Below are 25,269 nucleotides of genomic sequence, written 5' to 3'. Positions count from 1 at the left end.
CGTCGGAGCAAGGCGCTCCGATCCCGTGATACCGGACGCGCCACGACCGGGGCGGAAGCCCCGGTCGTGGGACAGATCAGTAAGCCTGACGACTGCTACTGGATGTACGCAGTGACATCAACGATGACCTGCAAGCTACCGCCCGACCCGCCGGATTTCCGAGCAATGACGGTGAACTTACCCGCCTGTACGCCCGTCCCGAGTCCGACGCAGAAAAAGTTCGCCACCGTCTGGCCGGCGGCGAAGTTGATACTCGAAGTGGCCGGTTCGGCCACGCCGGCCGGATAGATCGTGGCATAACCGCCGGCGGAGGGGGAGGTAATGGTGAGGTTCCCCATCAGCGCCACGGACTCAGGGGAAATTCCGGCGGCGTATGCCGTCGGAAGAGGAGAAAAAGTTCGAGTAGTCCCGAAAATCATCGCCGACGTGGTCCGGGTATCGACTATTCGTTGGGGCGTCAGGGCGACCCCAGTGCCGGTTGCCCTGTCTGTACGGACCGTGTTCATCCGCTTCCACAGGGTGTTCGCGCCAGTGCCGGTTCCGGTGGAGGCCCACAGGAGGCCTGCCTGGCTGCGCACCAGTTCATGAGCCGGTCCGCCGCCCAGATGAGGTGAAACGTTAACTCCAAAGGACGGCTGGCTGTTTACCTCGCCCAGCGACGACACTTGCGAAATACGCCCTGTCCCGCCGGCCTTAATGTCGGGGCCTAGTTCAGGTCCACCGGCCACGCCACCCGCAACAACGTGACCGAAAGTAAAAGCAGCATCTGTATTCACACCGTAGTACCAGGCCGCCGTCGTATTAAGCGTCTGGTTTAACCCCCATCCCAATTTTAGGGGGTCATCGGTTTCTGCGGCGGCGGGAGAGGCCGTAGCCAAGGCCACCGCCGCTCCGCCGGCGACGACTCCACCGGCGAGCTTAAGCATGTGCCGACGACTGCGGGCCTCCTCCACTATCTCAACGTCTAGATCATCTTTGTTCGCCATGATATCTCCGTCCTCGGCTTTGGTTCCGCGAGCTTTACGTTCGGTCACATTGATGGGTGGCGTGCCGACGCGCCGCAGGCTTTCTGGCCCATACGGGGTTACACCATTGGCACGCCAGCAGACGATAACACGACGAGAGTTCCGCGTCGCCGATGGCGAATTGCGGCGTTAGCGCTTTAGCGACTAGGCGGCAGGGCCGGGGGCTTCGCACCCGGCGCGCGAGGCACGACCGAGGTACGTACACGGTCCCAACAGGCGGCGTCGAATGAGTAGACCAAGACATCCCAGAACTGGCCGGCCGCGTAGGCATGATGCCGGAAGCGAGCCGACGGCGGCACACCGATCCCACGCAGGATGCGCTGGATCGGATGGTTGAGTTCCAGCACCTCGTGGTGGATCAGACGGGCGCCGTGCTCGAACAACCACGTCACGAACAACGCATAGGCCTCCAGTGCCGTGCCCGCCCGTCGGCGAGCCGGGTCGGCGTACACACTGACGCTGACCACACCGGGATACCCCGTCATCTCGACGGCATCGAGCACCCCGATCACCGCGCCGTCGCGTTGATCGCGAATACCCATCATCCCGGGGCCGGGCCGGGGGGGGCGCGTCATCCAGCCCCCCATGGCCGGGTGGAGCGAACGCGCCCAGTCCAGGTCGAGCAACTCAAGCGGATCGATCGAAGCGGCCGGTTCGAGCCGGGCCCTCTTGCCCTCGAGAGTCTCCGGCGGGCGCTGACCGTTCATGGTGCCAGCACCAGGCGCGGTTCGTGGACGGCGCACCAGCGCTCGAAGTCACTGCGCAGGAGCCCCAGTGCCACCATGTCGAAGGGCTGACCAGCGATAACGACGTGAGCCATGAGGCGTCCTTCGTCAACGAACCCCACGGAAGTGAGCAGGTCCACGTATTCACTGGTGAGGTCCATGGCGGGAATCTGGGCGTGGATGCGCTGGAGCGGGAACAACCAAAAGAGATGGCGGACCATCATGGCTAGGGGGAGTACGGCGGCGCCCGGATCAGTGAATAATGCCGTGAAACCGGCGGTGAGCGCCTTCACGTTGGCCAGCGCGGTAGTGGCCATGCCCACGCACTCACCGGCACGTACCACCGCCAACGGCAGCGCCCAAGGTTCCTGCGGAAGGTGGGCCAGGATCGCCGCTAACGTGGCCTCATCGGGCGGCAAGTCCAGGATGAAGCGGTGGCCCCGCTGGCCCAGCATCTCGGCCACCAGGTGGGCGCGGGAAGGTTCGAGCAACTGCAACGAGAAACCATCGAGCTCGACCATCGCAGGGACCGGCCCGGCGGTGGAGGGGTGATCGATCACTGGTGGGGGCTCTCGAAGCGGGCGTCAAGGTCCCAGTCAATCCGGTCGTCGTCAAGCTCAATTTCCCCACGAAGGACTGCGGCAAGATAGGCCGCCAAATCGGCAATCGAGAGAAACTCCCAGGCGAGGGTGGCCGAAAGGGGCCGGCCAACCAGCTCGGAAAGGTCGCCCGTGAGAAACACCGCGTCGGATGACCCGAGGCCATAAGTCTCGAAGCGATCGTGCTGCCCCACCACGGACGGTTGGACCTCAAGCAACTCGGCGATGCGCTCCTGCAACCAGGCGGCAATGTCCTCTTCGCTCAGAGGCGGAGTGTCCGGCGGTGGTTCCATCACGGCCCAGTATTACCAGACCGCGTCAAAGCCCTTGGCCCAATCGGCGAAGTTCGCCGGCCAGCAGCAGGCGGGCGGCCTCGGCCCGTCGCAACTTGCCACTGGTGGTGCGGGGCAGCGACCCGATCGGGACGAGGACCACATCGTCGGGCCGCACCCCGAAGCGCTCGGCCACGACGGCGTAGATCTCCCCGGTCAACGCGGCCGCCCCGGCCACCGCCGCCCGGCCCACTTCCTGCACCACCACCATCCGTTCATGGCCCGAGGCAGTGACGCTCAAGGCAGCCGTAAGCCCCTGACGGTCGGCGTGGATCGCCGGCCCAACGGCCTCCTCCACATCGTGGGCATCCAGGGTGCGTCCGTCCACAATCAGGGTGTCTTTCAGGCGACCGGTCACGTACAACTGGCCATCCACCAGACATCCGAGATCGCCCGTGCACAGGTAGGGGCCGTCGCCCTCAGCCGTCGTCGCCGCAAACCGTTCCCGGCTGAGGTCGGGCTGGCCGAAGTACCCCGCCGCCACCGACGGGCCCCGCACCCAGATTTCCCCCACCTCACCCCGCGCGCACTCCGTGTGCGTCTGCGGATCAACGATCAACAGCACCGTATCGTCCCCGACGACTTCGCCATTGCTCACCAGCGCGCGAACATCGTCCGCGTCCACCGGCGTCGCCGCCACCCCGGTACTCAACCCCAGCCGCGAAAGAGGCGTGACGGTGGGGCCACGGCCCGACACTCCCCCCGAGACAAACAACGTGCTTTCCGCCAACCCGTAGCAGGGATAGAACGCGGAGGGTCGGAACCCCACCGGAGCGAACCGCTCCCCGAACGCCCGCAAGGTGCCCGCACTCACCGGTTCCGCTCCGGTAAAAGCCAACCGCCACGAACTGAGATCCAGTCCGTCGAGTTGATCGTCACGAACCCGCTCGACGCACATCCGGTAGGCGAAGTCGGGACCGCCGCTGATCGTGCCACCGGCTTGCGTGATGGCCCGTAACCAACGCACCGGGGACTGCACAAACTCCTGCGGCGTCAGCAGCGTCACCGCAAATCCGCCGTGGAGGGGGGTCAGTAATCCGCCCACTAGGCCCATGTCGTGATGCGGTGGTAGCCACACCACTCCGTGGTCCTGGCTGGTCGTAGCAAAAGCACGCTGAATAGTGGCGAGGTTCGCCAGCAGATTGGCGTGCGTCACCACCACCCCTCGAGGAGCCATCGTGGAGCCCGAGGTGTACTGGAGGAACGCCGGTTGCCGGGCATCCACCGGCGGCGGCACCCAGTTCCCCCCGTCACGGCGCACCGCATCGTTGAGGCGATGCCAGGGGATCGACAGGAGCGGGTCGGAAGCCTCGATCCCGGCCATCGTCGCCGTTGCCAACGCCTCGGTGGAAAGTATGGCCCGGGGTTGACAATCGGCCAGGATGCGCGCCAAGGGAAGGAGACTCTGACGTAAGCGCGCCCGACTCGGCGGGGCCGCCGGGATGGGGACCAACCCGGCCGCCACGCAGCCCAGGAAACCCAGCACAAATGCCCTCCCCGGAGGAAGGAGCAGCAGCACTCGAGAACCCGGGGCGAGTGTGTCGGCAAGGTGGCACCCCACGCCCAGGACCTGACGGTGCAACGTGGCGGCGGTGATTGATCCCGCCGGGCCATCGGCCGATTCGAACATCGAATAGAGCCGCTGGTCCGGATGCTCAGCGGCCCTCGCCGCCACCATCCCGAGCAACGACTCAGGCCCCTCGCGCGGGCTCATCGACGTCGTCCCCGTGCCCCCCATAGCGGCATCCTCCCACGATCAACCCGCCCAAAGGTGGGGGGCACGGGAGAGGCTCAGCGCGCCTGCAGAGCCTCGATGAGCTTGGGCAACACCTTGTGGACGTCGCCCACGATCCCCAGATCGGCCACCGAGAAGATCGGGGCCTCAGGGTCCTTGTTGATCGCGATGATGTTCTTCGAGCCCTTCATACCCACGAGGTGCTGCGTGGCTCCCGAGATGCCGGCCGCGATGTAGACCGTGGGCTTGACGACCTTGCCGGTCTGGCCCACCTGATAGCTGTAGGGAACCCAGCCGGCATCCACGATCGCCCGAGAGGCGCCCGGCGCCGCCTTCAACAGCTTGGCCAGCGTCTCGATCAACTCGTAGTTGTCCTTCTCGCCCAGTCCACGACCGCCCGATACCACAATGGCCGCTTCATCAAGCTTCGGGCCGGTGGCCTCTTCCACATGTCGATTGGTGACCTTGGCCGTACCAGCGTCGGTGACCTCCAAGGAGACCACCTCGGCGGGGGCACCCCCCGCCTCTTCGGCCACAAAGGACTTGGGACGGAACAAGGCGATATGCGGCCCCGCGGCCGTGAACTTCGTCTTCACCAGTTTCATGCCACCGAAAATCGGTTCGGTGACCACGACGACATCACCGTCTAGTTCGATGTCGATGTTGTTGGTGATCACGGGCTGATCCAACGCCACGGACAAACGAGCAGCAATGTCGCGACCGTCGTAGGTGGTGCCGAACATGATCAAATCCGGGCCGTTGCCATCCGCCACGGCCTTGGCAATAGCCGAGGCCACCGGAACGCCCGGCAGAGAAGCCGCGAGGTCGCCGGTGCTGTGGATCTTGGTGGCACCATGAGCCCCCACCTCGCTGGCCACGGACTCCGCATCGGCACCGCCGTAGACAACCTCCACGGCACCACCAAGCGTGCGAGCCTTGGCCAAAAGTTCCAGACTGAGGGGTGTGATGTTGCCGTTGGTGGCTTCGGCGTACACCCAAATGCTCTTCAGAGCCATGTGCGTTCTCTCTCCTCGAAATCCGGGCCTCAGATGACCTTGAGGCCATCCAGGAAACTGACAATGTTCGTAAATGCTTCGCCGTCGTCCACGATGATTTCGCCCGCCTCGCGCACGGGGGCGTCTTCCACGGCCACGATTTCCTGGCCGGCCCCCGCCGCTCCCACCCGAGCCGGATCGAGACCCAATCCGACCACTGTTTGCTCTTCGACCGGCTTGGATTTAGCGGCCATGATCCCCTTGAAGGAGGGGTAGCGAGGCTCCACCACCCCAGCGGTCACCGACACCACCGCGGGAAGCGAGCAGGTGACCTCGTCGTACCCGTCTTCGGTCTGGCGGCGCACATTCACGCTCTGGCCGTCGATGTGCACCTCCTTGGCGAAGGTGATCGAAGGCAGGCCCAATAGTGCGGCGATCTGCTCGGGAACGGTTCCGGTGTAGCCATCACTCGATTCGGTGGCCGCCAGCACAAGATCGGGCTCGGCGGACTTGATCGCGGCGGCGAGAACCTTGGCGGTGTCGAGGGCACCGGCACCGGAAAGAACCGGATCAGAAATGAGAATCGCCTTGGCGGCCCCCATGGCGAGGGCGGTACGAAGACCACTGTTCTCGTTGTTGGGAGCCATGGAGACCAAGGTCACTTCCCCTCCACCGGCTTTGTCCACCAGCTGCAGGGCCATTTCGACGCCGTAGCTATCGGACTCGTCGAGGATGAGTTTCCCGCTGCGATCCAGCGTGAGGTCACCTTCGAGTTTGCCCGGCTCGGCGGGGTCGGGGATCTGTTTCACACAGACGACAACGTGCATACCGCATCGTGGCACGTTGCCCCACGATGCTTCCAACCGAGGCGTCATCGCCCACAGGCGGGGCGGGTAGGTTCAGGGTTGTGATGCGCGTGCTCCTGTTGGTCAACTCGGCGGCGTCCTCGGTCACCGCCCGGCGCCGGGTCGTCATCCAAAAGGCCCTCTCCGCCGATCACGCCGTCACCCTCGCCGAGACCAGTAGGCGCGGCCATGCCACCCGCCTCGCCCAGGGGGCGGCGGCGGCGGGCGCCGATGTGGTGGTCGTACTCGGTGGCGATGGCACCCTCAATGAGGCCGCCAACGGACTCGCCGGCACCCCCTGTGCCCTGGCGGCGCTTCCCGGGGGGTCCACCAATGTGTTCGCCCGCACCATCGGCCTGCCCAACGACCCCATCGAGGCCACCAGCGACCTCCTCGACGCCCTCGACGCCGGGCGCATCAAGCGCGTCGGGCTGGGCACGGTAAACGGCCGCTACTTCCTCTTCCATGTGGGTATGGGCTTCGACGCGGCGGCGGTGGCCCAGGTGGAGAGGCGGTCTGGACTCAAGCGCTACGCCGGTCATCCGCTGTTTATCTTTGCCGGATTCGACACCTGGATACGCCACTACGACCGCAGCCGCCCGCGCTTTTCCGTGCGTTACGAGGACGGGACGGTGGTGGACGATGGGTACCTGTCGATCTGTCTCAACACGAACCCCTACACCTACCTCGGCAATCGGCCCCTCAATCTGGCCCCTGAAACCACCCTGGAGCGCGGGCTGGCCGTAGTCACCCTGCGCACCCTCGCCTTCGGCCGCACCCTGCGCATCATCGGCTCCGCCCTCGGCCAAGGCCGGCACCTGCGCACGTCACGTTGGACGGACTACCGCAGCGACCTCGCCCGCCTCACCGTGACGGGCTACGGGCCTTTCCCCTACCAGGTCGACGGCGATTACCTCGGCGAAACCGAATTGCTCGAGATCAGCCACGAACCCAACATCCTCCGGCTGGTCCTCCCTAGCTGAGGGCCTGACGCGCGATGGCGGGCACGTTGGTGACCACCGCATCTACCCCAAGATCAGCCAACCATTTGATGCGGTCTGGTTCGTCGCACGTCCAGGTGTTCACCGCCAAGCCGGCTGCGTGCGCCTGAGCCACAAAGGTTTTCGATACGAACACGTGGTAAGGGTGGATAGCCACATGGCCGCGCCTCGCTGCCATGTCGATGAGCGCACCCGGATCCTCTACGAGAGTAACCAACCAGGCCGTGGCCAACTGAGGCGCCAACGCATGCACCCGATCCACCGTAGGAAGATGAAAGGAGGAGATGAGGTGACGGCCGTCGTCGAGTTCGCCCCGCGCCGTCAATTCGGCCACCACGGCCGCCGCCAACTGCTCGCTGACGTCGAAATCCTTATCGTCCGGCCCGTTTTTGATTTCCGTGTTCACCACCGTCAGTGGGCGGCAGGTGCGGAGGGCGCTGGTAAAACCGGGGAGCCATTCGGGGAGATCGGCCATGTCGGTGTCCACCAACACGCGACCGTCAGCAAGGGTGTCGTCGTGGCTCACCACGAGGGCCCCATCACGGGTGCGACGGACGTCCAACTCGACACCATCGGCCCCCTGGGCCACGGCACCCTCGAAGGCCAGCAGGGTATTCTCAGGAAAATCCGTGGATGCCCCACGATGAGCGATCACGAGCATGCCAAATGTCACCTTCGACTCGACAAAAAGTGCTTGCAAGCGTTAGCGCACTGAGGATAAGATGTCCAACGCAGCCGAACATGCACTAGGACTGAGTCCCTCAGCGTGGCGGCATGTGAAACTCGTCACGAACTCGTCGTGACCATTTGACGCCCGGAGTATGTCGTGGCCCTCGCCCAGTACCGTCCCCTACCAATCACCGTTGAGCGGGAGGACTGGCGCGACGTCGCTTCTTGCCGCGACACCGACCCCGACCTGTTCTTCCCGGTCGGCACCACCGGCCCGGCCATCGAGCAGATCGAAAGCGCCAAGGCCGTCTGCCGGGAATGTCATGCAGAGGTGCAATGCCTCGAGTACGCCCTCGCCACCAACCAGGACTCCGGCGTGTGGGGCGGCACCTCTGAAGAGGAGCGGCGCCAGTTGCGCAAGCAGTACGTCGCCCGCCAGCGCCGCACCGCCTAGTTCCCCCCGCACCCCCTCGGGTGCGTTTCGTCGTCGACCTCCTGTCCAGCGGGAGGTCGCTTCGCGTAGCGGCATCACTCGGGCAACGAGGCGGGAAGATCGAGGCGGATGACGGTGCCGGGGCGGTTCCCGCCCCCCGCCCCCCGCTCGATGGCGATGGTCCCCATGAGTTCCGAAGTGACCAAAGTGCGCACGATCGACAGGCCAAGCCCGGTCACGGCGGTGAGATCGAAGTTGGCGGGCACCCCAACGCCGTCGTCGACCACGGTGACAGTCAGCCGATCGCCCTCTCGGTGCAGGCCCACAATCGCAACCCCCGGGTCCACTTGCAGATCTAGACCGGCCGGAAAAGCATGGTCGATCGCATTTTGCAGCAACTCGTTGAGTACGACCGCTAACGGGGTGGCCACCGCCGCGGGGAGGAAGCCTGCGTCGCCCTCCACCCGCAATACCACCGGGCGGTCCTCCGAGGACATCCCCTCCTCCACCATGCGCAGAAGGGGTCGAACGATCTCTACAAAGGCCACATCGTCGCCGGCCTCACGCGACAACGTTTCGTGCACCAAGGCAATGGCCCGGATGCGCCGAACGGACTCCTCAATGGCTTCTTTGGCTTCGGGGGAAGAAAATCGGCGGCCCTGGAGCCGCAGGAGCGATGAGATGGTCTGCAGGTTGTTCTTCACCCGGTGGTGGATTTCCCGGATAGTGGCATCCTTGGACAGCAACAGGCGGTCTCGCCGCCGCAGTTCGGACACATCCCGGGTGAGGACAACCGCACCCGAGACCACCCCGTGGTCGATCAGTGGAATGCAGCGGATCAGCACCGACACATCGGCGCTTCCCTCCAACTCCTCGGTCACTGGGGCGGCGATGGAGAACGCCGTCCGCACGAGGCTGTCATCAAGGCCCAGTTCACCGAACCGCAGACCTTCAGCGTTGGCATGCACCCCAACCCGGTGCAGTGCCGACACACCGTTGGGTGAGGTGTACTCCACCCGGCCGGCGGCATCGAGCAGGATCACGCCGTCGCCCACCCGGGGCGCCTCCTCCGTCTCGGAGTCCTGGGCATCAAAGGGGAAGTCGCCCGCCGAGATCATCCGGGCAAAGCGGTTGAAAATGTCGACGTAGGTGCGCTCAAGTTCCCCTGGCTGCCGGCCAAAGGAGGGGGCGGACTCACGCGTGAGCACAGCGATGACCTTGCCGCGATGACGGACCGGAATACACAACACGCGCACCCGTTCCTTCAACGCCGCGATGGTGGCCTCGCCATCAATGATCTCGCCGATGCGAAACGCTCGCGATACCAACGGGCGCTCTTGCTCGTCCACGGTCGTCCCGATCCAGTCGGCCCGGTAGACCGTCTGCGAGGTGGACGGCCGCACCTGGGACAACACGAGAAAGCGCTCGGCATCCTCGGAATCCACGGTGGGAGCGAACAGCAGCAGATCGGCGAAACAGAAGTCGGCCAACAGACCCCAGACGGCGACGAGCCGCTGGAGATGGTTGACGTCGCGGCCGTCAAGAGAAGTGTGGAAGCGAGCAAGCTCGGTCAGCGATGCCATAACTTCCCCAGGTTACGGGATTGACCAGCCCGCCCCTTATGCGCTCGGGCGGGCGGCGTCAGTTTGGGCCCGGGTAAGGACAAACTTTTCCCCACAGGCGGTGCAGTGAAGGTACATGATTTCGTCGAACAGATCGATGTGATCGAGGTAGCCCCGACCGCCACAATACGGACAGGCCGACGGCGATCCCCATGCGGGCACTGAGGGCGCCGCTACCGCGGTCCGAAGGTCGACAACCTGGTGCTCGCCAGAATTTTTGGATCGAAACAGCCTCATAGTGGTGCTTTCCAGCCACTTGGTGCCCAGCGAAACCCTACAGCTTGAACCGGTCAACCCGACGGACTCTCAATGCCCCCAGGATGCCTTAGCGCCAGAGTTGTTCGCCGAGTTCCAACAACCCGGCGAGGTCGGTGATGTCGCGATCAAAATAGGGCACGGTGGCTACCACCTCCGGAGCGGAGGAGAGATCGGCCCGAGTGTCCTCTTCCCGCTTGGCCACCACCTGAAAGTTGAGAAAACTCTCTCCAACCTCCCGCAGCACTCGGGCCACCAACTCCGGTGATCCAGCCGATGCCGGCAGCGCCTCGGCCAACGATTCGGATCGAGAAACCATTGCCCGCGCCGACGCCGTGGTGCCCTCTTCGAGAAACCACGACGGCAGCACCTTATTGAGCACAACCGCCCCCAGGTGCAAGCCCCGCTGATCGAGAGCCTCGATGAAGAACTCGGCTTCGCGTACGGGCGCCGCCTCCAACGTAGACACCACCACGAAGGTGGTGCGTTTGTCTCCCAGCGTGTGGTTCACCGCCGTCGCTCGTTCCACAAAACCGTCGTACATGGACTGGAACAGAAGGAAGAACTCGGCAATGTCTTCCAGAAACTTCGACCCCAGCACGCGGTCTGCCACCGAATAGAACGGCCGGGAGGCCAACGAGAACACCCGGCTACGGGCCGGCACGGTGAGCCAACGCAGAAGCCGGCTCGAAAAAAAGTCGGCCATGCGTTCCGGCGCCTCAAGAAAGTCGATGGCGTTTCGGGTGGGAGGCGTGTCGACCACAATTAGGTCGTAGGTCCCCGAGGCGTGAATCTCATAGAGCCGCTCCATGGCGATGTAATCGTGACTCTGCACAAAGCGACCCGTGATGTTCTTGTAGAGCGGATTGGCGAGGATGGCCTCCCGTGTTTCCGGGTCGGGGGCGTGACGAGTGACGAGATCATCCCAACTTTGTTTCGTGTCGAGCATCGCCACCCACAACTCGCCGCGTGCCTCCACCCCGGCCTTCGTAAACGCCGCCGGCGGTACCTGCGTCTCGTTGTTACCAAATGCCTCCAGACCCAGGGCATTGGCCAGTCGGCGAGCGGGGTCGACGGTGAGGACGAGCACCTTGCCACCGTGATGGACCGCCGCCATCGCGGCCACCGCCGCCGCCGTGGTGGTCTTGCCCACCCCTCCCGAACCGCAGTGAATCACGATCTCCTTGGCCGCCAACAACTGCTCGATCGAACGCGTGCTGGCGGCGGGGCGCTTGGGGGCGGGCATGGCTAGGTCAACTCTTCGTTCAGATGCTCGGCAACCTGACGGGTGGCGCGGGCACCGTGACTGCGTTGGAACAGGTACGGCACGAAGAGCAAGGGAACCTCGGGGGGCAACTCCTGGCGCAGCCGCGCCAGGTGCACGCCGCGCGTGCGGCGAAGAGTTACCGCCAACTGGGCCCCATCGAGCAGAGGCTGCACCGGACCACCGATCGCTTTGGTCAGCGTCGCCACCGGCAGAGCATCGAAGATGTTCTCTTCGCGACGGGTAAACAACTCGGGGAGCACGCGATTCGCCACCACTGCCGCGAGATCCACCACCGTCTCAGCGCGAAGCCGGGTGACGAGTTCGAGGGTCTCGTTCACCGGCATCTCCTCGGGGGCCGCCACGATCACCGCGCCGGTCTTCGTTGGATCACCAAGAATGTCGAGCATCCAATCCGTCTGATCCCGCACCAGACCCACCTGCACCAGTTCTTGGATCGACTGGGGCGCGGCCAGTTGACCAACGATGTGCCCCGTGGCCGACGCATCCACGACCACGAGGTCGTAGTGGCGCTCGCGCACCTCCCACACGAACTTCCCGATGGTGAGAATCTCCTTCACACCCGGGGCGGCATTGGCCACGAAATCAAACGTGCGGGCTAGTGGCCCCAGACGCGCCACCAACGGAATCTTCAGTTGCAGATTCAAATACTCCTTGAGCGAATCCTCCGTGTTCATCGACATCGCCCACAGGTTGCGGGATACCTCCCGCTCTTTGAACCGGGTGGGGCCGATCTCAAAGAAGTCGGCCAGGTTGCCTTTGGCATCCACCTCCCCCACCAACGTGCGTCGGCCCTGCTGCGCCGCCAGTACCGCTAAGGAGGCGGCGATCGTGGTCTTACCCACCCCACCCTTACCGGTGACAAACAGCAACTTGCGGTCAAGGAGTTCCACGGTCATGACGAGCGCAACTCCGTTGCCGTCTCCCCCACTAGGAGAGGATCAGCCGCCGAAACCGATGCGGCGATCGTCCTTCGGGCTACCGATCTCTACATAGGCCAGCTTCTCGGCCGGTACGCCAACCTGACGGCCTCGGCGGTCGGTCAGCCATAGCGTGGAGCCATCGGCGAGGGCCTGCTCGACCTGCTTCTTGAGAGCGCCGGCATCGGCGTCGTCGTCCAACTGCACCTCAAGCTCTTTCGGGGTCTGGGTCAGGCCGATGCGGACGTCCACATAATCTCCTCGGTAGGGGCGGGGGTCAATCTACCGGTCATTGGCTCGACTCCGTGCCGCCTTGTCCCTCGGCCCCAACTTCGGCCGCCCACCGGGGGTGATGCCGCACCACCACGGCCCGAGGAACAGTGCCGCGGCGCATGGCCCGCAGAGCCACCGGATCGGACAGCGCCTTGAGGATGTGCACGGTGATGACCGCGACAAGGGCAATGGCCAACCAGTCGTGCACAAAGGTCGCCCCGGTTCGCCACGCCAGTGGGAAGGGGTTGAACCACTTCATGATGGAACCGGTGACGAACAGCAGCGGGATACACCCCGCCACAAAAATGGCGTTGAGCTTTTGACCCGCGTTGAACTTGCCCATGGTGGCGTGGCCGCGTCGCCCCCCGCTGGTGAGCCAGCGGCGATCTTCCACCGACCAGCGGGAGAGTCGCCGCACATCCCGGCGCAGACCACCCCGCCACGAACCCGCATAGGCCGCCAGCAGAGGTAGCGGCAACAGGAGACCACTAATCACGTGAATGTCTTTCAGAAGCACCCGCCGTCCCACCAGGCTCGACAGCGCCGGGATGTAGAGCGTCATGCCCGTGGCCAACAAAACGAGAAAGAGACTCGCGTTACTCCAGTGCAACCAACGCTCGACCCGGTCGAAGCGCACCACCTCGTTGGCGTCCTGCGCCGCAGTTTTCATGCGGTGGGGGCGTCGCTCAGCCCGTTGGACTCCCCCACCCAGGCATCCGTGTCGTACCCAAGATTTTCCCAGTACCCCGGATCCGTAGGGGCATCGAGCGCCCGAACCACCTCGATGCGATCCAGCCATTTCAGCGACTTGTAGCCATACATCGGAGCCACATAGAGACGCACCGGACCACCGTGGGGCTGCGTCACGGGTCCGCCGAGCATCTCGTGGGCGACGAGCACATCATCACGCTGGGCCTGCTCGAGGGTGAGCGTCTCGGTGTAGACCCCGTCGAACGAATAGAACCTCACGTGGGTGGCATCCGGCGCCACCCCGACGGCGGCCAGCAGATCGGCCAACTTCACCCCCCGCCAGGGCACGTCGGCCACCCGCCAACCCGTGACACATTGAAAATCGCGGGTGAGGTTGGTCTGGGGGAGGCGATCGCGTAAGTCGGCTAGGTCGAGTTCCAATGGCTGATCCACCGCCCCATCAACCACGAGACGGTACTGCGCATCCGTGCGGGAGGGCATCGAGTCGGTGACCGAGTAGATGCGGAAGCGATCGCTAGAGGGCAGCAACGACGTCAGGCCCGTTCGGTCATTCCGTGTGAGTGGACTCAGAAAGGCACCCATACCGGACTGCACCTTGGCTCCAAACAAGACTCCGAGACCCCCCAGACCGAGCATCCCCAGCACTACCCGTCGCCCCACCGGACGATCCTCCACGGGGAACACAGGTGGGTCGGGCACGATCGGCTCCATAGCCCCAAGGTTACGCCCCACCCGCGGGAATCAAACGCTCGCGCCCGTTCGGGGCCTTGGGTTCGCCCTAGAGCAGTTTCAACTCCCGGTGGTAGCGCCGGGTAGGAGCGAGATCGAGCTCCACGCGCTCCGCAACGAGGGTAAACGCCTGGGCCGCATCGCTGGCCGGATCGGTCAGCACGATCGGGTGCCCAGAGTCGCCGCCGGCCCGCAGCTCGGTGACCAAGGGAATCTGCCCGAGCAGCGGCACGGCGAGCCGGTCGGCCAACTCGTCGCCTCCCCCCGCTCCAAACAGTTCATAACGCTTGCCATCATCGCCGGTGAACCAACTCATGTTCTCGATCACACCCTTGATTTCGAGGTTCACCTTCTGGGCCATAAAACCGGCCCGCTGGGCCACCCGCTGGGCGGCCGGCTGCGGTGTGGTCACGACATAGACCTCGGCGCGCGGCAGGAACTGGGCCAGCGAAAGTGAGATATCGCCGGTGCCGGGGGGCAGATCCACCAGGAGATAGTCGGGTTCATCCCAGAACACATCGGTGAGAAACTGCTCCAGGGCCTTGTGGAGCATCGGGCCCCGCCAGATGACCGGCTGGTCTTCCTTGGCGAAGAACCCCATCGAGATACAGCGCACTCCACCCGCCCCGGTGGGCGGTACGAGCATCGAATCGATGACCGCGGGAGGATGCTCTACCCCCAACATGCGCGGGATGGAGAAGCCCCACACGTCGGCATCGATCACCGCCACGCTCTTGCCTCGCTGCGCCAGGGCCACCGACAGGTTGGTGGTAACGGTGGACTTGCCCACCCCGCCCTTTCCCGATGCGATGAGCATCACGCGGGTGGTGCTCGAGGGATCGGCGAAGGGGATGGCGCGGCCTTCGGCGTGGCCATGGGAAGGCTGGCTGCCCGCCGACGCCGCGGGGTCACCCTGCAACTTCTCGCGCACCGCCGCGCGCTGCTCGTCGGTCATCACACCGAACTCGAGCGTCACGGTGACCACCCCGATGCCCTCGAGGGCCGCGGTGACGCGGCTCTGAATCTCGTTACGCAGCGGACACCCGGCGATCGTGAGAGTGACCTCCAAGGCCACCGAATCGCCATCCACTTCCACATTGCGGACCATGTCGAGATCAACGATCGAACGATGTAGTTCGGGGTCCTCGACGGGACGAAGGGCGGCGATAACAGCATCGACGGTGATGGACATAAGGCAATCGCTCCAAGTTCAGGGGAAATCCACTTCAGCCTTCGGTACAATACTGGGCGATGTCCGTAGTCCCCCAACCGCTCACTCCGAGAGAGTTCTCCTCGGCCGTTACGGCCATCACCTCAGCCTTTGGCGACCCCACTCGCCGAGAAATTTACCTGTTCGTGCATGAGCGCAGCGAAGTCGCCGAGGGCCACACCGACCCGGTCGGCGTCACCACCGCCGCCGTGGCCGAACGGTTCGAACTCCACCCCAACGTCGCCCGCCATCACCTCGACAAACTGGCCGGCGGCGGCTACATCGACGTTTCCATCGGGCGCAGCGGCGCCGGTGCCGGTCGTCCCTCAAAGCACTACCGGGTGTCGTCTCCCGAGATGACCCTCGAACTCCCCGTGCGCCACGACGACCTCCTCGTCACCCTGCTCGGCAACGCCCTCTCCCTGCTGCCCGACGGCACCGCCGAGGCGATGGCTGAGGAGGTAGGGGTGAAATACGGACAGGCGATGGCCGAGGCCATGGGCGGGCCGGGTGCGGCGGCTCTGGCTGATGCGGCCTCCACCGGAGCAGCCCAGAAATCGTTCCGCACCGCCCTTCACGCGGTAGCCGACGCCCTCACCGCCCACGGGTTCGCCGCCCATGCCGAACGTCACGGCGACGGGCTACGCATCGTGTCGGACCACTGTCCCTTCGGGGATGCTGCCATTGAGCACCCGGTGATCTGCGCGGTAGACCGGGGCCTGGTGCGCGGCATGCTCGGCGCCCTCTACGGCCAAGCCGACACCGCCACGACCCAAAGCCGTCCCATGGGCGACGATCGCTGCATCACGTCCATCATCGGCTGAGCGACCCGTAATGCGGCACTACCTCGACCACGCGTCGACCTCGCCCTTGCGCCCCGAGGCGCTCGCCTTGATGACCAAGTGGTTGGGCCAGGCGGGCGACCCCGGACGCATCTATGCCGAAGGCCTTGAAGCCCGGGTGACGGTAGAAACCGCCCGTGAGCAGGTAGCCGACCTCCTCGGCACCCGCCCCCGTTCGATTGTGTTCACCAGTGGGGCTACCGAGGCAATCGCGGCGGCCTGCTGGGGGGCAGCCGAGCGGGGTAGTCACCAGGTGCTGGCGGCCGTGGAGCACTCCGCAGTACGACTCGGGGCGGCGGCCAACGGCGAGGTGACACTGGTGGGCACCGATCACCACGGTCGCATCGATCCCGACGAAGTGCTCAACGCCCTTCGCCCGGACACCGCCGTGGTGCATGTCCAGTGGGGAAACCACGAGGTTGGCACCACGCAGCCAGTGGCTGAAGTCGTGGCCCGATGCCAATCTCGGGGTGTCCTCGTGCACGTTGATGCGGCCCAAGCCATCGGCCACGACACCATCACCTTCGACGACCTCGGCGCCGATCTGCTGTCCGTGTCGGCCCACAAGTTCGGTGGGCCCGCCGGGGTGGGCGCCCTGCTGGTGCGCCGCGGCCTGCGAGTGCGACCCCTCCTCCTCGGTGGCGAGCAGGAACGGGCCCGGCGCGCCGGACTCGAGTCGGTGTCGTCCATCGCCGGGTTCGGGGCCGCCGCCGCCGCCGTGAACACCGACACCGAGAGCGCCGAGCAACGCCGCCTCACCGAGCGCATCGCGGCGGCCGCCGACACCATGATCGGCGTGCATCGCTATGGAGATCCCATCAATCGGCTCCCCCACCTCGTGTGTCTTGGCATCGACGGCATCGAGCCACAGGCGGTCATTCTTGGCCTCGATCGCGCCGGGGTGGCCGCCCACTCCGGCAGCGCCTGCTCTTCGGAGGCTCTCGAGCCCTCCCCGGTACTGGAAGCCATGGGGCTAGACGCGCACCGCAGCCTCCGGCTATCGGTGGGATGGAACACCACCGAGGCCGACGTCACCGCCGCCATCGATGCCCTCCCGCCCATCCTGGAGGCCCTGCGCAGCTTGCGTTGAGCTTGCCGAGTCGATCAGGCACGCGACTATCCTCCCGGCGGAATGGGCAAGCTCTACCTGATACGCCATGCCGACGCTGGTCATCGCCGCGATCACGACGGAGCCGACGAGCAGCGACCGCTGTCCCCCCGAGGACAGCGCCAGGCCACTGCTCTGGCCAGGCAGTTCGCCCACAGTGGCATCACCGTTTTGCTCGCCAGTCCCTTTCTCCGCTGCGAGCGAACCCTCGAGCCCCTAGCCCAACGCCTCGATCTGCCGGTGCGGAGCGAGGCTTGCCTCACCGAAGGGGCGGGAGCGGCGGGAGCCTTAGCGGCGGCGAACGGCCTGCGAAATACGAACGCGGCCTTCTGCAGCCACGGTGACGTGATCCCCGATGTCCTCGATGCCCTCCTGGTGCAGGGTCTGAAACTCAAAGACGACCTCCGGTGGCAAAAAGCGTCCACCTGGGTCCTGGCCTGGGATGCCAACCGAATCACCAAGGGTCACTACCTACCCCCGCCCGCCTAAGGGTGATTCAGCCGCCACCGGCGACAGTGGTGGTACTCGACGCGGCGGCTTCGAGCCGGTCGCGCAAGGGGGCAACGATGTCGCGAATGTACGCCGGAGCGTCGAGTCCGTCGAGCAAACGGAGTTCCTGCAGTGCCTCCGCACTCAGCCCATTCCGGTCGAACACCACCGCCAGGAAGGCGTGCACGTCGGGGTAGTCGCCCTGCGCGGTAGCCACTTCCAACAGTTGGGTCAGACCCTCGGCGCGCTCCCCCGACAAGAAGAGGAACCAGCCCCGGTAGGTAAGAGCTTCGCGATTATCGGGGTCGGCCACGAGTACCTCGTCGTAGAGGGCGATCCCGCCCGGGTAGTCCCCCTCGCTGCCCCGCCGACCCGCCTCGTTGAGTTTCTCCGTACTGGACTGGCGGATACCCCCGGTCAGCGTGTCGCCGGCATCGCGACGACCCGAACCCTGCGCCACCAAGACCGCCGCCAGCAGAGCGAAAAGCACCACTCCCCCCACCGCCACCCACGACCGGCGGCGCCGCGCTGATACCGGTGCCCGCACCCCACCCTGCTCGATCGCCCGCAAGACCGCTGCCGCCCGGGCGGTGTAGTCGTCCTTGAGCACGCCGTAGTCCTGCTCTTCGATGTCGCCGGCGTCATGTTCGCGTTCGAGATCCTCCAACGAGCGCAACAGGAACTCCCGCTGGTCCTCCAAGTCGCTCATCGCTTGTCCAAGGCTTTGTGCACCAGAGCCCGATCGGCTTCGGTCGCGTGCCGCGTGGTGGCGCTCTGCCAGCGCGCCACCCCGGTGGCGACACCGGCGAGAGCTAGCACGAGGACGAACACTGGGAGGATCCACACCAACCCCTCGAACCCACTCGCCGGGGGGATCAGTTGCACATCGTCGTAGGTGGCTGAGATGGCCCGGCGGATTTCATCGCCCGACTCCCCCGCCTCCACCCGTTGGGTGATCTCGTTGCGGATCGCTTTGGCTGCGGCAGCATCCGAGCCCGCCACCGACTGGCTGCGACAGGTGGGGCACTTAAGGGTGGCGCCGATGACCCGGACCTGTTCCGCCGTGGTGCGGGGCGGACCAGCCTCCAGCGTGGCGCGCCCCAACGAAACGAGCATCAGGGCGGCAATGACGATCCACCCCCACCGTCGAAAGCGTGGATGCCGAACCAGTGCAGTCACTCCGGAGCCCCCTCGTACTGGGCGATGAGGTCGTCGACTTCGGCGGCGGTAACCCCGCCTACGAGGCGCTGAGCCACGATGCCGTTGGGCGCCACCAGGAACGATTCGGGTACGCGGGCCACGCCGTAGTCCACCCCTACCGCGCCCGCCTCATCGACCACCACCGGCCAGTCACCGCCGTTCTCGGTAAAAAACACCTGCGCCTCATCGGCGGTGTTGTCGAACAAGACACTCACCAAGGCGGCGTCGCCGGTGCTGGCATGACGGGCCTGGAACTTGGCCAGTTCCGGGTGCTCCTGCACGCAGGGAATGCACCAGGTGGCGAAGAAGTTCACCACCACCCAGCGGCCCCGGTACGCAGCCAGATCGAAGCCGTCCCCGGCCAGGGTGGTGCCCACAATGGCTGGGGCGGGCCGACCCAGGAGCGGACTCTGCCGACTGCGTTCCCCACTGGGGGAACGAGTGGCCAGCACGGCAATCAACAACGCCACCACCACGGCCAACACCACCGCCACGATCACCATCGGCCGCCCGTCCCGAACCGAGCCAGGGAGATCATCGGAACGATCAGGCTCAGCGCCCGCGACGCTCACTCCGTCCCTCGCCCCGGGGCCACCGAAACCGGACCGTCGAGAGGAATCAGCGCCGACACCGGATCGGTTGGTCGCCGACGACGGCCTGGCCACGCCGCCAAGATCGTGCCCAACAGCATTACCCCGCCGCCAATCCAAAGCCAGAGGGCCATCGGTTGAATAATCACCCGGAGCACCACGGGACCGTCGGCACCCTCAGGAAGTCGGGTCACGGTGATGTACACGTCTTCGCGCAGGCCCGTCTTCACCGACGGCGTGCCGATCAGGGAACCAAACCCGGGGTAACGCGAAAGGGCCGGCTCGTAGATCTGGTCGCCATCGATCTGCACGCTCACCTTGGTGGCCGTTCGGTTGCGTTCCTCCACCACGACGGTGCGTAGGTAGGTGATCTCATGACCCCCCACCGTCAGCGTCTGCCCCGGCTCGAAAGAAGTCTCGACCTCGCGCAGGAAGTGACCGTTGGTGGCGATCGCCACGGCGATAATCACCACCCCAAGGTGCACGATCATCCCCCCGTTGGCGCGACCTACGAAGCCCCGCCAACCTTGCCGGCGAGTAGCGAGAACCACCTGCCGGAGCGCGGCCCCACCGGCAAACGCACCCAACGCGAAAGTGGCCACCGTGCCAAAACCTCGGGTGCCCAGGGCCACGGCTACCACCGCGGTGATGGCCGCCGCCCAGGCCGGGAAGAACAATCGCTTGGAGAGCAACTCGGTGGAGGCCTTCCGCCACGGCAGCACCGGGGCGACGGCCATCATGAATAGCAAGGCCAGACCGATCGGTACGGTCATCCTATTGAAGTACGGCGGTCCGACCGCCACCCCGCGCCCGTTGACCGCCTCGGCAATCAACGGGAACACCGTGCCCAGCAGTACTACAAAGGCGAAGGCGGCAAACAACACGTTGTTGACGAGAAAGGCACTCTCGCGCGAGAGGGGAGAATCGATCTGCCCGGGCGAGCGCAACTGGTCGCCCCGCCAGCCGATGAGGCCGAGGGTGACCGCCACGGTGAGGGCGAAGAACGACAGGAGCCAGACCCCAATGTCGCTGTCGCTAAAGGCATGCACCGACTCGAGTACCCCGGAACGGGTGAGGAACGTGCCAAGGATCGTGAGGCTGAAGGTGGCGCAGAGCAGGGAAAGGTTCCAGACCCGCAGCATGCCGCGACGTTCCTGCACCAGCACCGAATGCAGATAGGCGGTACCGGTGAGCCACGGCAGCAACGAGGCGTTCTCCACCGGGTCCCAGCCCCAATAGCCACCCCAACCAAGGACTTCGTAACTCCACCACGCACCGAGAATGATCCCGATGGTGAGAAACCCCCAGGCGGTGAGAGTGGCCCGCCTGGTTTCCAACAGCCAACCTTCACCGAGACGACCCGTGGCCAGTGCCGCGATGGCAAAGGCAAACGGCACCGTGAACCCCACGTATCCCAGGTAGAGCATCGGCGGATGAATCGCCATCAGGATGTGCTCCTGCAGCAGCGGATTCGGACCCGGACCATCGAAACCGGGTAAGGCCGACACCGTGGTGAAGGGGTTGGCGGGCCCGAGGATTAGAAGAAAAAAGAAAGCACAGACCACCAGCATCACCAGCAGGGCCATCCCCACCAGTGGGTCGGTCAGACGGGCCCGAAACTTCCGCGCCACATGCACGGTGTACCCGGTGAGGATCGCCACCCACAGGAGAATCGAACCCTCGAGCGCCGACCACATCGTGGCCACGTTGAACAGGGCCGGCGTGCGAGACGAACCGTGGTCGTGGACGAACCCCATGGAGAAATCGCGGGTGATGAGAGCCCGTTGCATCGCTACGACGGCGACAATGGCGCCCAGTAACGCCAAGAGGCTGTAAGTCCAGCCGGTTTCGAGAAGCCGCGGTCGCTTCTGCCGCAGGCCAACGGCCAGCGTCACCACGCCGAGGCAGGATGCCGCGAACCCCAACACGATGCCGGCAGTGCCGAGCGCCGCGTTCACGGAATGCGGGGGCTAGGGCGGACGTCGCCGCTCTGGCCGTCATCGGCGTCGGCGAGGCGCTCACCGTTATCGGCCACGTATTGCTCCGAGTGCTTCACCCTGATCACATCGCTATCGAACTCTCCGCCCGCCGCCGCCCAGCGGCCTTCGAGCACCACGGGGATGCCGGGTTGAAAAAGTTCGGGGGGAGCGCCCTGGTGCCGGACACGAACATCAACCCCGTTGTAGGCCACCGTGAACGTGACGCCATCGCCAGTGGTGGCGACGGTTCCCTCCTGCACAGTGCCCTGTAACCGGAATCGCCGACCACTGAGGTCCTGGCGCTGTTCCACCGCTTCATCAGCGTTGTAAAAGTAGAGCGAGGCGCTGTTCAGACCCTGGTACACGACCACGCCCAAACCCACGGCCACCAGCATCAGCACGCCGTACACCCAGGGCTTGCGGCGGCGCGTCCCCCCGGGTGCCCCCGGCGTTGTCGACGGGCGTGGACTCAGCTCCACCGACGCTCCTCGGCTGGCACCAGGGCCGCCCGAGCCCGCCCGCGGCGCACCGTGATCCAGGCGTACCCGCCCAACACGGCCAGCGAGATGCCCCAACCCGCCGCCAGGTACCCAGCGTAGGTGAAGGCCAGCATTAGCTCTTCCCTTCGGGAGTGGGCGGGTGCGCTTCGGCTCGACGGGCCCGGATGGCATCGTCGAGGCCCAACGCCCCGACGCGCTCGTCCAACCAAGCCAAGCGGAAGCGGTGCATCAAGAGCCAGACAAAGAACATCGAAAACACCACGATACCGAGCATCAAGGTAAAGAGCATCGCGCCCTCGATGGTGGGGTCGAGCCGGGTGATGGTGGCGGTCTGGTGCAACGAACGCCACCAATCAACCGAGAAGTGCACGATCAACACGTTCGGAAACAACAACAGCCCCACCACCGCGCTGCGCCCGCCGCGCTGTGCCGCATCTCCGGACTCACCATCGATGCGGCGCAATGCCAAATAGCCCACCAAAAGGATGAACAGCATGGTGGTGGAGGTGATGCGAGGGTCCCAATCCCAGTACGTGCCCCAGGTAATGCGCCCCCAGATCGCGCCGGTGAGAAGGCAGACGGCGGTGAACACCAAGGCCACCTCCGCGGACGCCAGCCCGAGCAGCCACCATCCCTCGCTCTTGCGACGCAACCACATGGCCGATGCCACCGTCGTGATCAAACACCCCGTGAAGGCCACGATGGCGGTGGGCACGTGCACATACAACAGCCGGACAGCATCCTTCTGGGCCACATCGGGTGGGCTCCACCAAAAGGCACACCACACCAACAGGCCCATGCCGGCCAGCGTGAGGATTCCTAACAGGCGGGTGGCGCGTGAGCCGGTGGTGGCGCGCAGGGCAGAAGCATCCGACGGGGTGGTCATGACTCCTCCAACAGGGTGCCGAAGGCAAGGGTGCCGAAGATCAAATAGAGCAGCGCGAACATGGCCAGCAATCCACACCACGGCCAGCCCTCGACCGCCACGCCCCCCAGCGCCGCCTCAAAGGCCCGAGTGGCGGCGATAAGCACCGGTGCCAAGACCGGGAGGAGCAGAATCGGGAGCAACGTTTCGCGGACGCGAAGACCAGCAGCCAGCACGCCGTACAGCGTGCCAGCCGCCGCCAGTCCCGCGGTGGCGGCCAGACACGTGGCCAACAGGAGCGGGAACCCCGTGATCCGGGCACCATAAATGATCACGACCCCAATGGCGAGAACGATTTCCAGCGCAATGAGTTGCACGGCGATCGCCGCTGCCTTGCCCAAGAACACGCCGGCCGGATCGAGACCCGATAACCGCAGCGCGTCCCGGCCCCCGTCGGCGGCCTCAATGGTGAAGGCGCGCTGGATGGCTAGCAGCGAGCAGAACAACACGGCGATCCAGAACAGGCCCGAACTGGCCCGGGCCAAGATCCCCCGGTCGGGGTCGAGGGCCATCCCGAACAACAAGATGACCAGCACGGCGAACGGCAGGATCTGCTGGGTGGTGACACGGGAGCGCCACTCGATTCGGAGATCTTTTCCCGCCATCAGCGCGGCGTCACGGAACAAGGAAGGACTCCTCTCCTGCGACTACCGAGACGTCGGTGGTGCCGGCAACAATCGTCACTACCCGGTCGGCCAACGCCTCCGCCCGCTCCAATTCGTGGGACGACAAGACCACAGTGGCCCCTGAGGCCGCGGCGGTGCCGACCAGACCATCAAAGAGGTCGCGACCGTCCTGATCCAGCCCGGCGTGGGGTTCATCGAGCAACCACAGTTCCGGGCGCCGACTCACCAGACAGGCCAGCGCGGTGCGCCGCCGTTGCCCAGCCGACAAACGGGCCACCGGTCGATCAGCGAGAGCCCCGACGAGCCCACACGCCACTAGTGCGGCATCGATGTCCCCCGCCGCCGCGCCCGCCGCCCGGCCCCAGAAACGCACGTTGTCCGCCACGGTCAGCTCGTCGTAGAGGCCGGTGGCATGACCGAGTAGACCCACCCGGCGGTGCAGGTCCCGGCCCCCCCGGCGGTCCGCTAGATCGTGACCGAGCACGATGGCCTCACCTCGAGTGACCGGCAACAACCCGGCGCAGAGACGCAGCACGGTAGTCTTGCCGGCCCCATTCGAGCCGCGCAGCAACACGATTTCTCCAGCCGCAACCTCCAGGTCGATCCCGGCCAGAGCGGGGAAGCGGCCCAGGACCGTCACGGCGCCACGCAGGTGGATGACGGATTCCATCGGGATCCCTCAACCCTACGGACGGCTCAAGGGCGCCACCAATACAGCCAGGGTTACCACTAGATTCCGGTCCATGCGATTGGCCAAGTTTCTCGGTGCCTTCGGGCGGATTTGCATCAGCGCCGGGGTCCTCATCCTGCTGTTCGTGACCTACCAACTCTGGGGCACGGGTATCCAAACGGCGCAGGCGCAGGACGAACTGCAACAAGACTTCAACACCATCCTCGAGACCGCCGCCAGCACCACCACTGTCCCTTCCGACCCGGCTTCCCCCACGACGGTTCCACCGACCAAACGAGCTGCTTCCGGCGAACCGACCGCCCAGATCGAGATCCCAAAGATTGGGGTGGATAACATCGTGGTTGAGGGGGTGTCGCTCTCCGACCTCAAAAAGGGCCCGGGCCTCTATCCCGCGTCACCCCTGCCGGGCCAGACGGGCAACTCTGCCATTGCGGGACACCGCACCACCTACGGGGCGCCCTTCAATCGCATCGACGAACTCGCCCCCGGCGACGAGATCCTGATCACGACGCCGCAGGGGAAATTCCGCTACCTCGTGAGCGACGAAGAGGGCGATGGGAACGGCAACCAGATCGTCTCGCCCTCACAGGTAGAGGTGCTCCGAGACTTCGGCGACAACCGCCTCACCCTCACCGCGTGCCATCCAAAATACAGCGCCCGCCAACGCATCGTGGTGGTGGCCAAACTCGCCCCCGAGGTCACCGCTCTTCCTCCCCGCTTCGATCTTGACGCCACCGCAATGCCAGCCGACCTGGACAGCATCGACGGCGAAGGCGGGCCGGTCCTACCCGCGGTCCTGCTCGGCCTGATGGCCTTGGACATCTGGTTGGTGGCCTGGATCCTGGCCCGTCACTGGCGGCCCTGGATCGCCTACGGGATCGGACTGCCGTTCTTCTTGATCGCACTCTTCTTCTTCTTCGAGGAGTTCAGCCGGCTGTTGCCGTCGAACTTCTAA

30 protein-coding genes are annotated in these 25,269 nt (G+C 65.4%); 6 read left to right on the top strand and 24 right to left on the bottom strand.

Annotated elements, in window-relative coordinates; genetic code table 11:
• Positions 1 to 95: 95 nt before the first annotated feature.
• The 7 genes from EXQ71_08015 to EXQ71_07985 form a co-directional block, all read right to left on the bottom strand.
• Positions 96 to 1,034, bottom strand: a complete 939-nt coding sequence (locus tag EXQ71_08015; GenBank protein ID MSO87451.1) for a hypothetical protein — start codon at positions 1,032 to 1,034, stop codon at positions 96 to 98.
• 128 nt (positions 1,035 to 1,162) lie between these two features.
• Positions 1,163 to 1,732, bottom strand: coding sequence for an N-acetyltransferase (locus EXQ71_08010; protein ID MSO87450.1), 570 nt, complete (start codon positions 1,730 to 1,732; stop codon positions 1,163 to 1,165).
• Entirely contained in the window at positions 1,729 to 2,271 is a 543-nt protein-coding gene (locus EXQ71_08005; GenBank protein MSO87449.1) for an N-acetyltransferase, read from the bottom strand. Before EXQ71_08005 ends, EXQ71_08010 begins: the two co-directional genes overlap by 4 nt.
• Before the next feature lie 35 nt (positions 2,272 to 2,306).
• Positions 2,307 to 2,645, bottom strand: a complete 339-nt coding sequence (locus EXQ71_08000) for a polyketide synthase (GenBank protein MSO87448.1) — start codon at positions 2,643 to 2,645, stop codon at positions 2,307 to 2,309.
• Positions 2,646 to 2,667: 22 nt separating this feature from the next.
• Entirely contained in the window at positions 2,668 to 4,419 is a 1,752-nt protein-coding gene (locus tag EXQ71_07995) for a fatty acyl-AMP ligase (GenBank protein MSO87447.1), read from the bottom strand.
• Between the two features lie 53 nt (positions 4,420 to 4,472).
• Complete coding sequence (locus tag EXQ71_07990) at positions 4,473 to 5,432, bottom strand: electron transfer flavoprotein subunit alpha/FixB family protein (protein ID MSO87446.1); 960 nt, start codon at positions 5,430 to 5,432, stop codon at positions 4,473 to 4,475.
• Positions 5,433 to 5,461: 29 nt separating this feature from the next.
• Positions 5,462 to 6,238, bottom strand: coding sequence for an electron transfer flavoprotein beta subunit/FixA family protein (locus EXQ71_07985; GenBank protein MSO87445.1), 777 nt, complete (start codon positions 6,236 to 6,238; stop codon positions 5,462 to 5,464).
• 26 nt (positions 6,239 to 6,264) lie between these two features.
• Between EXQ71_07985 and EXQ71_07980 the strand changes: the two genes are divergently transcribed.
• Positions 6,265 to 7,239, top strand: coding sequence for a diacylglycerol kinase family lipid kinase (locus EXQ71_07980; GenBank protein ID MSO87444.1), 975 nt, complete (start codon positions 6,265 to 6,267; stop codon positions 7,237 to 7,239).
• On the opposite strand, the gene EXQ71_07975 is transcribed toward EXQ71_07980, so the two are convergent.
• Positions 7,232 to 7,918 carry a glycerophosphodiester phosphodiesterase gene (locus tag EXQ71_07975; GenBank protein MSO87443.1) on the bottom strand — a complete coding sequence of 229 codons (687 nt, stop codon included), beginning with the start codon at positions 7,916 to 7,918 and terminating at the stop codon, positions 7,232 to 7,234. The two genes, EXQ71_07980 and EXQ71_07975, sit on opposite strands and share 8 nt — an antisense overlap.
• A 195-nt stretch (positions 7,919 to 8,113) precedes the next feature.
• On the opposite strand from EXQ71_07975, the gene EXQ71_07970 reads away from it, so the two are divergent.
• On the top strand, positions 8,114 to 8,380 hold the full coding sequence (locus EXQ71_07970) for a WhiB family transcriptional regulator (protein ID MSO87442.1): 267 nt from the start codon (positions 8,114 to 8,116) through the stop codon (positions 8,378 to 8,380).
• Positions 8,381 to 8,454: 74 nt separating this feature from the next.
• Here EXQ71_07970 and EXQ71_07965 read toward each other — a convergent pair whose 3' ends face one another.
• The 7 genes from EXQ71_07965 to EXQ71_07935 all read right to left on the bottom strand — a co-directional run bounded on the left by EXQ71_07965 (position 8,455) and on the right by EXQ71_07935 (position 15,346).
• A complete protein-coding gene (locus tag EXQ71_07965; GenBank protein ID MSO87441.1) occupies positions 8,455 to 9,942 on the bottom strand; it encodes an ATPase in 1,488 nt (495 codons plus the stop codon).
• 364 nt (positions 9,943 to 10,306) lie between these two features.
• Positions 10,307 to 11,482: an ArsA family ATPase gene (locus tag EXQ71_07960; GenBank protein MSO87440.1), complete on the bottom strand. Its 1,176-nt coding sequence runs from the start codon at positions 11,480 to 11,482 to the stop codon at positions 10,307 to 10,309.
• A 2-nt stretch (positions 11,483 to 11,484) separates the two neighbouring features.
• Positions 11,485 to 12,420, bottom strand: coding sequence for an anion-transporting ATPase (locus EXQ71_07955; protein MSO87439.1), 936 nt, complete (start codon positions 12,418 to 12,420; stop codon positions 11,485 to 11,487).
• A gap of 42 nt (positions 12,421 to 12,462) precedes the next feature.
• The gene (locus EXQ71_07950; protein ID MSO87438.1) at positions 12,463 to 12,693 is read right to left on the bottom strand and encodes a DUF3107 domain-containing protein; all 231 of its coding nucleotides are present in this window, start codon (positions 12,691 to 12,693) and stop codon (positions 12,463 to 12,465) included.
• 37 nt (positions 12,694 to 12,730) lie between these two features.
• On the bottom strand, positions 12,731 to 13,384 hold the full coding sequence (locus EXQ71_07945) for a formate dehydrogenase (GenBank protein ID MSO87437.1): 654 nt from the start codon (positions 13,382 to 13,384) through the stop codon (positions 12,731 to 12,733).
• A complete protein-coding gene (locus EXQ71_07940; protein ID MSO87436.1) occupies positions 13,381 to 14,085 on the bottom strand; it encodes an oxidoreductase in 705 nt (234 codons plus the stop codon). The genes EXQ71_07945 and EXQ71_07940 overlap by 4 nt, the downstream gene beginning before the upstream one ends.
• 118 nt (positions 14,086 to 14,203) lie before the next feature.
• Complete coding sequence (locus EXQ71_07935) at positions 14,204 to 15,346, bottom strand: iron-sulfur cluster carrier protein ApbC (protein ID MSO87435.1); 1,143 nt, start codon at positions 15,344 to 15,346, stop codon at positions 14,204 to 14,206.
• Positions 15,347 to 15,405: 59 nt separating this feature from the next.
• Between EXQ71_07935 and EXQ71_07930 the strand changes: the two genes are divergently transcribed.
• The 3 genes from EXQ71_07930 to EXQ71_07920 are packed head-to-tail and all read left to right on the top strand — an operon-like array spanning position 15,406 to position 17,803.
• Positions 15,406 to 16,188: a hypothetical protein gene (locus tag EXQ71_07930; GenBank protein MSO87434.1), complete on the top strand. Its 783-nt coding sequence runs from the start codon at positions 15,406 to 15,408 to the stop codon at positions 16,186 to 16,188.
• A 10-nt stretch (positions 16,189 to 16,198) separates the two neighbouring features.
• Entirely contained in the window at positions 16,199 to 17,296 is a 1,098-nt protein-coding gene (locus EXQ71_07925; GenBank protein ID MSO87433.1) for a cysteine desulfurase, read from the top strand.
• A 42-nt stretch (positions 17,297 to 17,338) separates the two neighbouring features.
• Positions 17,339 to 17,803: a hypothetical protein gene (locus EXQ71_07920; GenBank protein ID MSO87432.1), complete on the top strand. Its 465-nt coding sequence runs from the start codon at positions 17,339 to 17,341 to the stop codon at positions 17,801 to 17,803.
• A gap of 7 nt (positions 17,804 to 17,810) precedes the next feature.
• Here EXQ71_07920 and EXQ71_07915 read toward each other — a convergent pair whose 3' ends face one another.
• The 9 genes from EXQ71_07915 to ccmA form a co-directional block, all read right to left on the bottom strand.
• On the bottom strand, positions 17,811 to 18,512 hold the full coding sequence (locus EXQ71_07915; GenBank protein ID MSO87431.1) for a hypothetical protein: 702 nt from the start codon (positions 18,510 to 18,512) through the stop codon (positions 17,811 to 17,813).
• Entirely contained in the window at positions 18,509 to 18,919 is a 411-nt protein-coding gene (locus tag EXQ71_07910; GenBank protein ID MSO87430.1) for a cytochrome c-type biogenesis protein CcmH, read from the bottom strand. Before EXQ71_07910 ends, EXQ71_07915 begins: the two co-directional genes overlap by 4 nt.
• Before the next feature lie 59 nt (positions 18,920 to 18,978).
• Complete coding sequence (locus EXQ71_07905) at positions 18,979 to 19,575, bottom strand: TlpA family protein disulfide reductase (protein MSO87429.1); 597 nt, start codon at positions 19,573 to 19,575, stop codon at positions 18,979 to 18,981.
• Positions 19,572 to 21,551, bottom strand: a complete 1,980-nt coding sequence (locus EXQ71_07900) for a heme lyase CcmF/NrfE family subunit (GenBank protein MSO87428.1) — start codon at positions 21,549 to 21,551, stop codon at positions 19,572 to 19,574. The genes EXQ71_07905 and EXQ71_07900 overlap by 4 nt, the downstream gene beginning before the upstream one ends.
• The gene (locus EXQ71_07895) at positions 21,548 to 21,967 is read right to left on the bottom strand and encodes a cytochrome c maturation protein CcmE (GenBank protein ID MSO87427.1); all 420 of its coding nucleotides are present in this window, start codon (positions 21,965 to 21,967) and stop codon (positions 21,548 to 21,550) included. Before EXQ71_07895 ends, EXQ71_07900 begins: the two co-directional genes overlap by 4 nt.
• A gap of 74 nt (positions 21,968 to 22,041) precedes the next feature.
• On the bottom strand, positions 22,042 to 22,185 hold the full coding sequence (locus EXQ71_07890; GenBank protein MSO87426.1) for a heme exporter protein CcmD: 144 nt from the start codon (positions 22,183 to 22,185) through the stop codon (positions 22,042 to 22,044).
• Positions 22,185 to 22,958, bottom strand: coding sequence for a cytochrome C biogenesis protein (locus EXQ71_07885; protein MSO87425.1), 774 nt, complete (start codon positions 22,956 to 22,958; stop codon positions 22,185 to 22,187). Before EXQ71_07885 ends, EXQ71_07890 begins: the two co-directional genes overlap by 1 nt.
• Positions 22,955 to 23,623: a hypothetical protein gene (locus EXQ71_07880; protein MSO87424.1), complete on the bottom strand. Its 669-nt coding sequence runs from the start codon at positions 23,621 to 23,623 to the stop codon at positions 22,955 to 22,957. Before EXQ71_07880 ends, EXQ71_07885 begins: the two co-directional genes overlap by 4 nt.
• Positions 23,613 to 24,293 carry a heme ABC exporter ATP-binding protein CcmA gene (ccmA, locus tag EXQ71_07875; GenBank protein MSO87423.1) on the bottom strand — a complete coding sequence of 227 codons (681 nt, stop codon included), beginning with the start codon at positions 24,291 to 24,293 and terminating at the stop codon, positions 23,613 to 23,615. Before ccmA ends, EXQ71_07880 begins: the two co-directional genes overlap by 11 nt.
• Here ccmA and EXQ71_07870 point away from each other — a divergent pair.
• Positions 24,280 to 25,269, top strand: coding sequence for a class E sortase (locus tag EXQ71_07870; protein MSO87422.1), 990 nt, complete (start codon positions 24,280 to 24,282; stop codon positions 25,267 to 25,269). The genes ccmA and EXQ71_07870 overlap by 14 nt on opposite strands.

The sequence above is a fragment of the Acidimicrobiia bacterium genome (assembly GCA_009694375.1).
Lineage (GTDB): Bacteria > Actinomycetota > Acidimicrobiia > Acidimicrobiales > VFJN01 > VFJN01.
The sequence above is the reverse complement of the archived record's forward strand: the minus strand, read 5'-3'. Positions and strand labels throughout refer to the sequence as shown.

Bases quoted from the DNA above. Each gene is read 5' to 3' on its own strand.
- EXQ71_08010 (MSO87450.1), bottom strand. From the start codon at position 1,732: ATGAACGGTCAGCGCCCGCCGGAGACTCTCGAGGGCAAGAGGGCCCGG.
- EXQ71_08005 (MSO87449.1), bottom strand. From the start codon at position 2,271: ATGGTCGAGCTCGATGGTTTCTCGTTGCAGTTGCTCGAACCTTCCCGC.
- EXQ71_07995 (MSO87447.1), bottom strand. From the start codon at position 4,419: ATGGGGGGCACGGGGACGACGTCGATGAGCCCGCGCGAGGGGCCTGAG.
- EXQ71_07990 (MSO87446.1), bottom strand. From the start codon at position 5,432: ATGGCTCTGAAGAGCATTTGGGTGTACGCCGAAGCCACCAACGGCAAC.
- EXQ71_07985 (MSO87445.1), bottom strand. From the start codon at position 6,238: ATGCACGTTGTCGTCTGTGTGAAACAGATCCCCGACCCCGCCGAGCCG.
- EXQ71_07980 (MSO87444.1), top strand. From the start codon at position 6,265: ATGCTTCCAACCGAGGCGTCATCGCCCACAGGCGGGGCGGGTAGGTTC.
- EXQ71_07975 (MSO87443.1), bottom strand. From the start codon at position 7,918: ATGCTCGTGATCGCTCATCGTGGGGCATCCACGGATTTTCCTGAGAAT.
- EXQ71_07965 (MSO87441.1), bottom strand. From the start codon at position 9,942: ATGGCATCGCTGACCGAGCTTGCTCGCTTCCACACTTCTCTTGACGGC.
- EXQ71_07960 (MSO87440.1), bottom strand. From the start codon at position 11,482: ATGCCCGCCCCCAAGCGCCCCGCCGCCAGCACGCGTTCGATCGAGCAG.
- EXQ71_07955 (MSO87439.1), bottom strand. From the start codon at position 12,420: ATGACCGTGGAACTCCTTGACCGCAAGTTGCTGTTTGTCACCGGTAAG.
- EXQ71_07945 (MSO87437.1), bottom strand. From the start codon at position 13,384: ATGAAAACTGCGGCGCAGGACGCCAACGAGGTGGTGCGCTTCGACCGG.
- EXQ71_07935 (MSO87435.1), bottom strand. From the start codon at position 15,346: ATGTCCATCACCGTCGATGCTGTTATCGCCGCCCTTCGTCCCGTCGAG.
- EXQ71_07930 (MSO87434.1), top strand. From the start codon at position 15,406: ATGTCCGTAGTCCCCCAACCGCTCACTCCGAGAGAGTTCTCCTCGGCC.
- EXQ71_07925 (MSO87433.1), top strand. From the start codon at position 16,199: ATGCGGCACTACCTCGACCACGCGTCGACCTCGCCCTTGCGCCCCGAG.
- EXQ71_07920 (MSO87432.1), top strand. From the start codon at position 17,339: ATGGGCAAGCTCTACCTGATACGCCATGCCGACGCTGGTCATCGCCGC.
- EXQ71_07915 (MSO87431.1), bottom strand. From the start codon at position 18,512: ATGAGCGACTTGGAGGACCAGCGGGAGTTCCTGTTGCGCTCGTTGGAG.
- EXQ71_07910 (MSO87430.1), bottom strand. From the start codon at position 18,919: ATGCTCGTTTCGTTGGGGCGCGCCACGCTGGAGGCTGGTCCGCCCCGC.
- EXQ71_07895 (MSO87427.1), bottom strand. From the start codon at position 21,967: ATGCTGGTGGCCGTGGGTTTGGGCGTGGTCGTGTACCAGGGTCTGAAC.
- EXQ71_07890 (MSO87426.1), bottom strand. From the start codon at position 22,185: ATGCTGGCCTTCACCTACGCTGGGTACCTGGCGGCGGGTTGGGGCATC.
- EXQ71_07885 (MSO87425.1), bottom strand. From the start codon at position 22,958: ATGACCACCCCGTCGGATGCTTCTGCCCTGCGCGCCACCACCGGCTCA.
- EXQ71_07870 (MSO87422.1), top strand. From the start codon at position 24,280: ATGACGGATTCCATCGGGATCCCTCAACCCTACGGACGGCTCAAGGGC.
- ccmA (MSO87423.1), bottom strand. From the start codon at position 24,293: ATGGAATCCGTCATCCACCTGCGTGGCGCCGTGACGGTCCTGGGCCGC.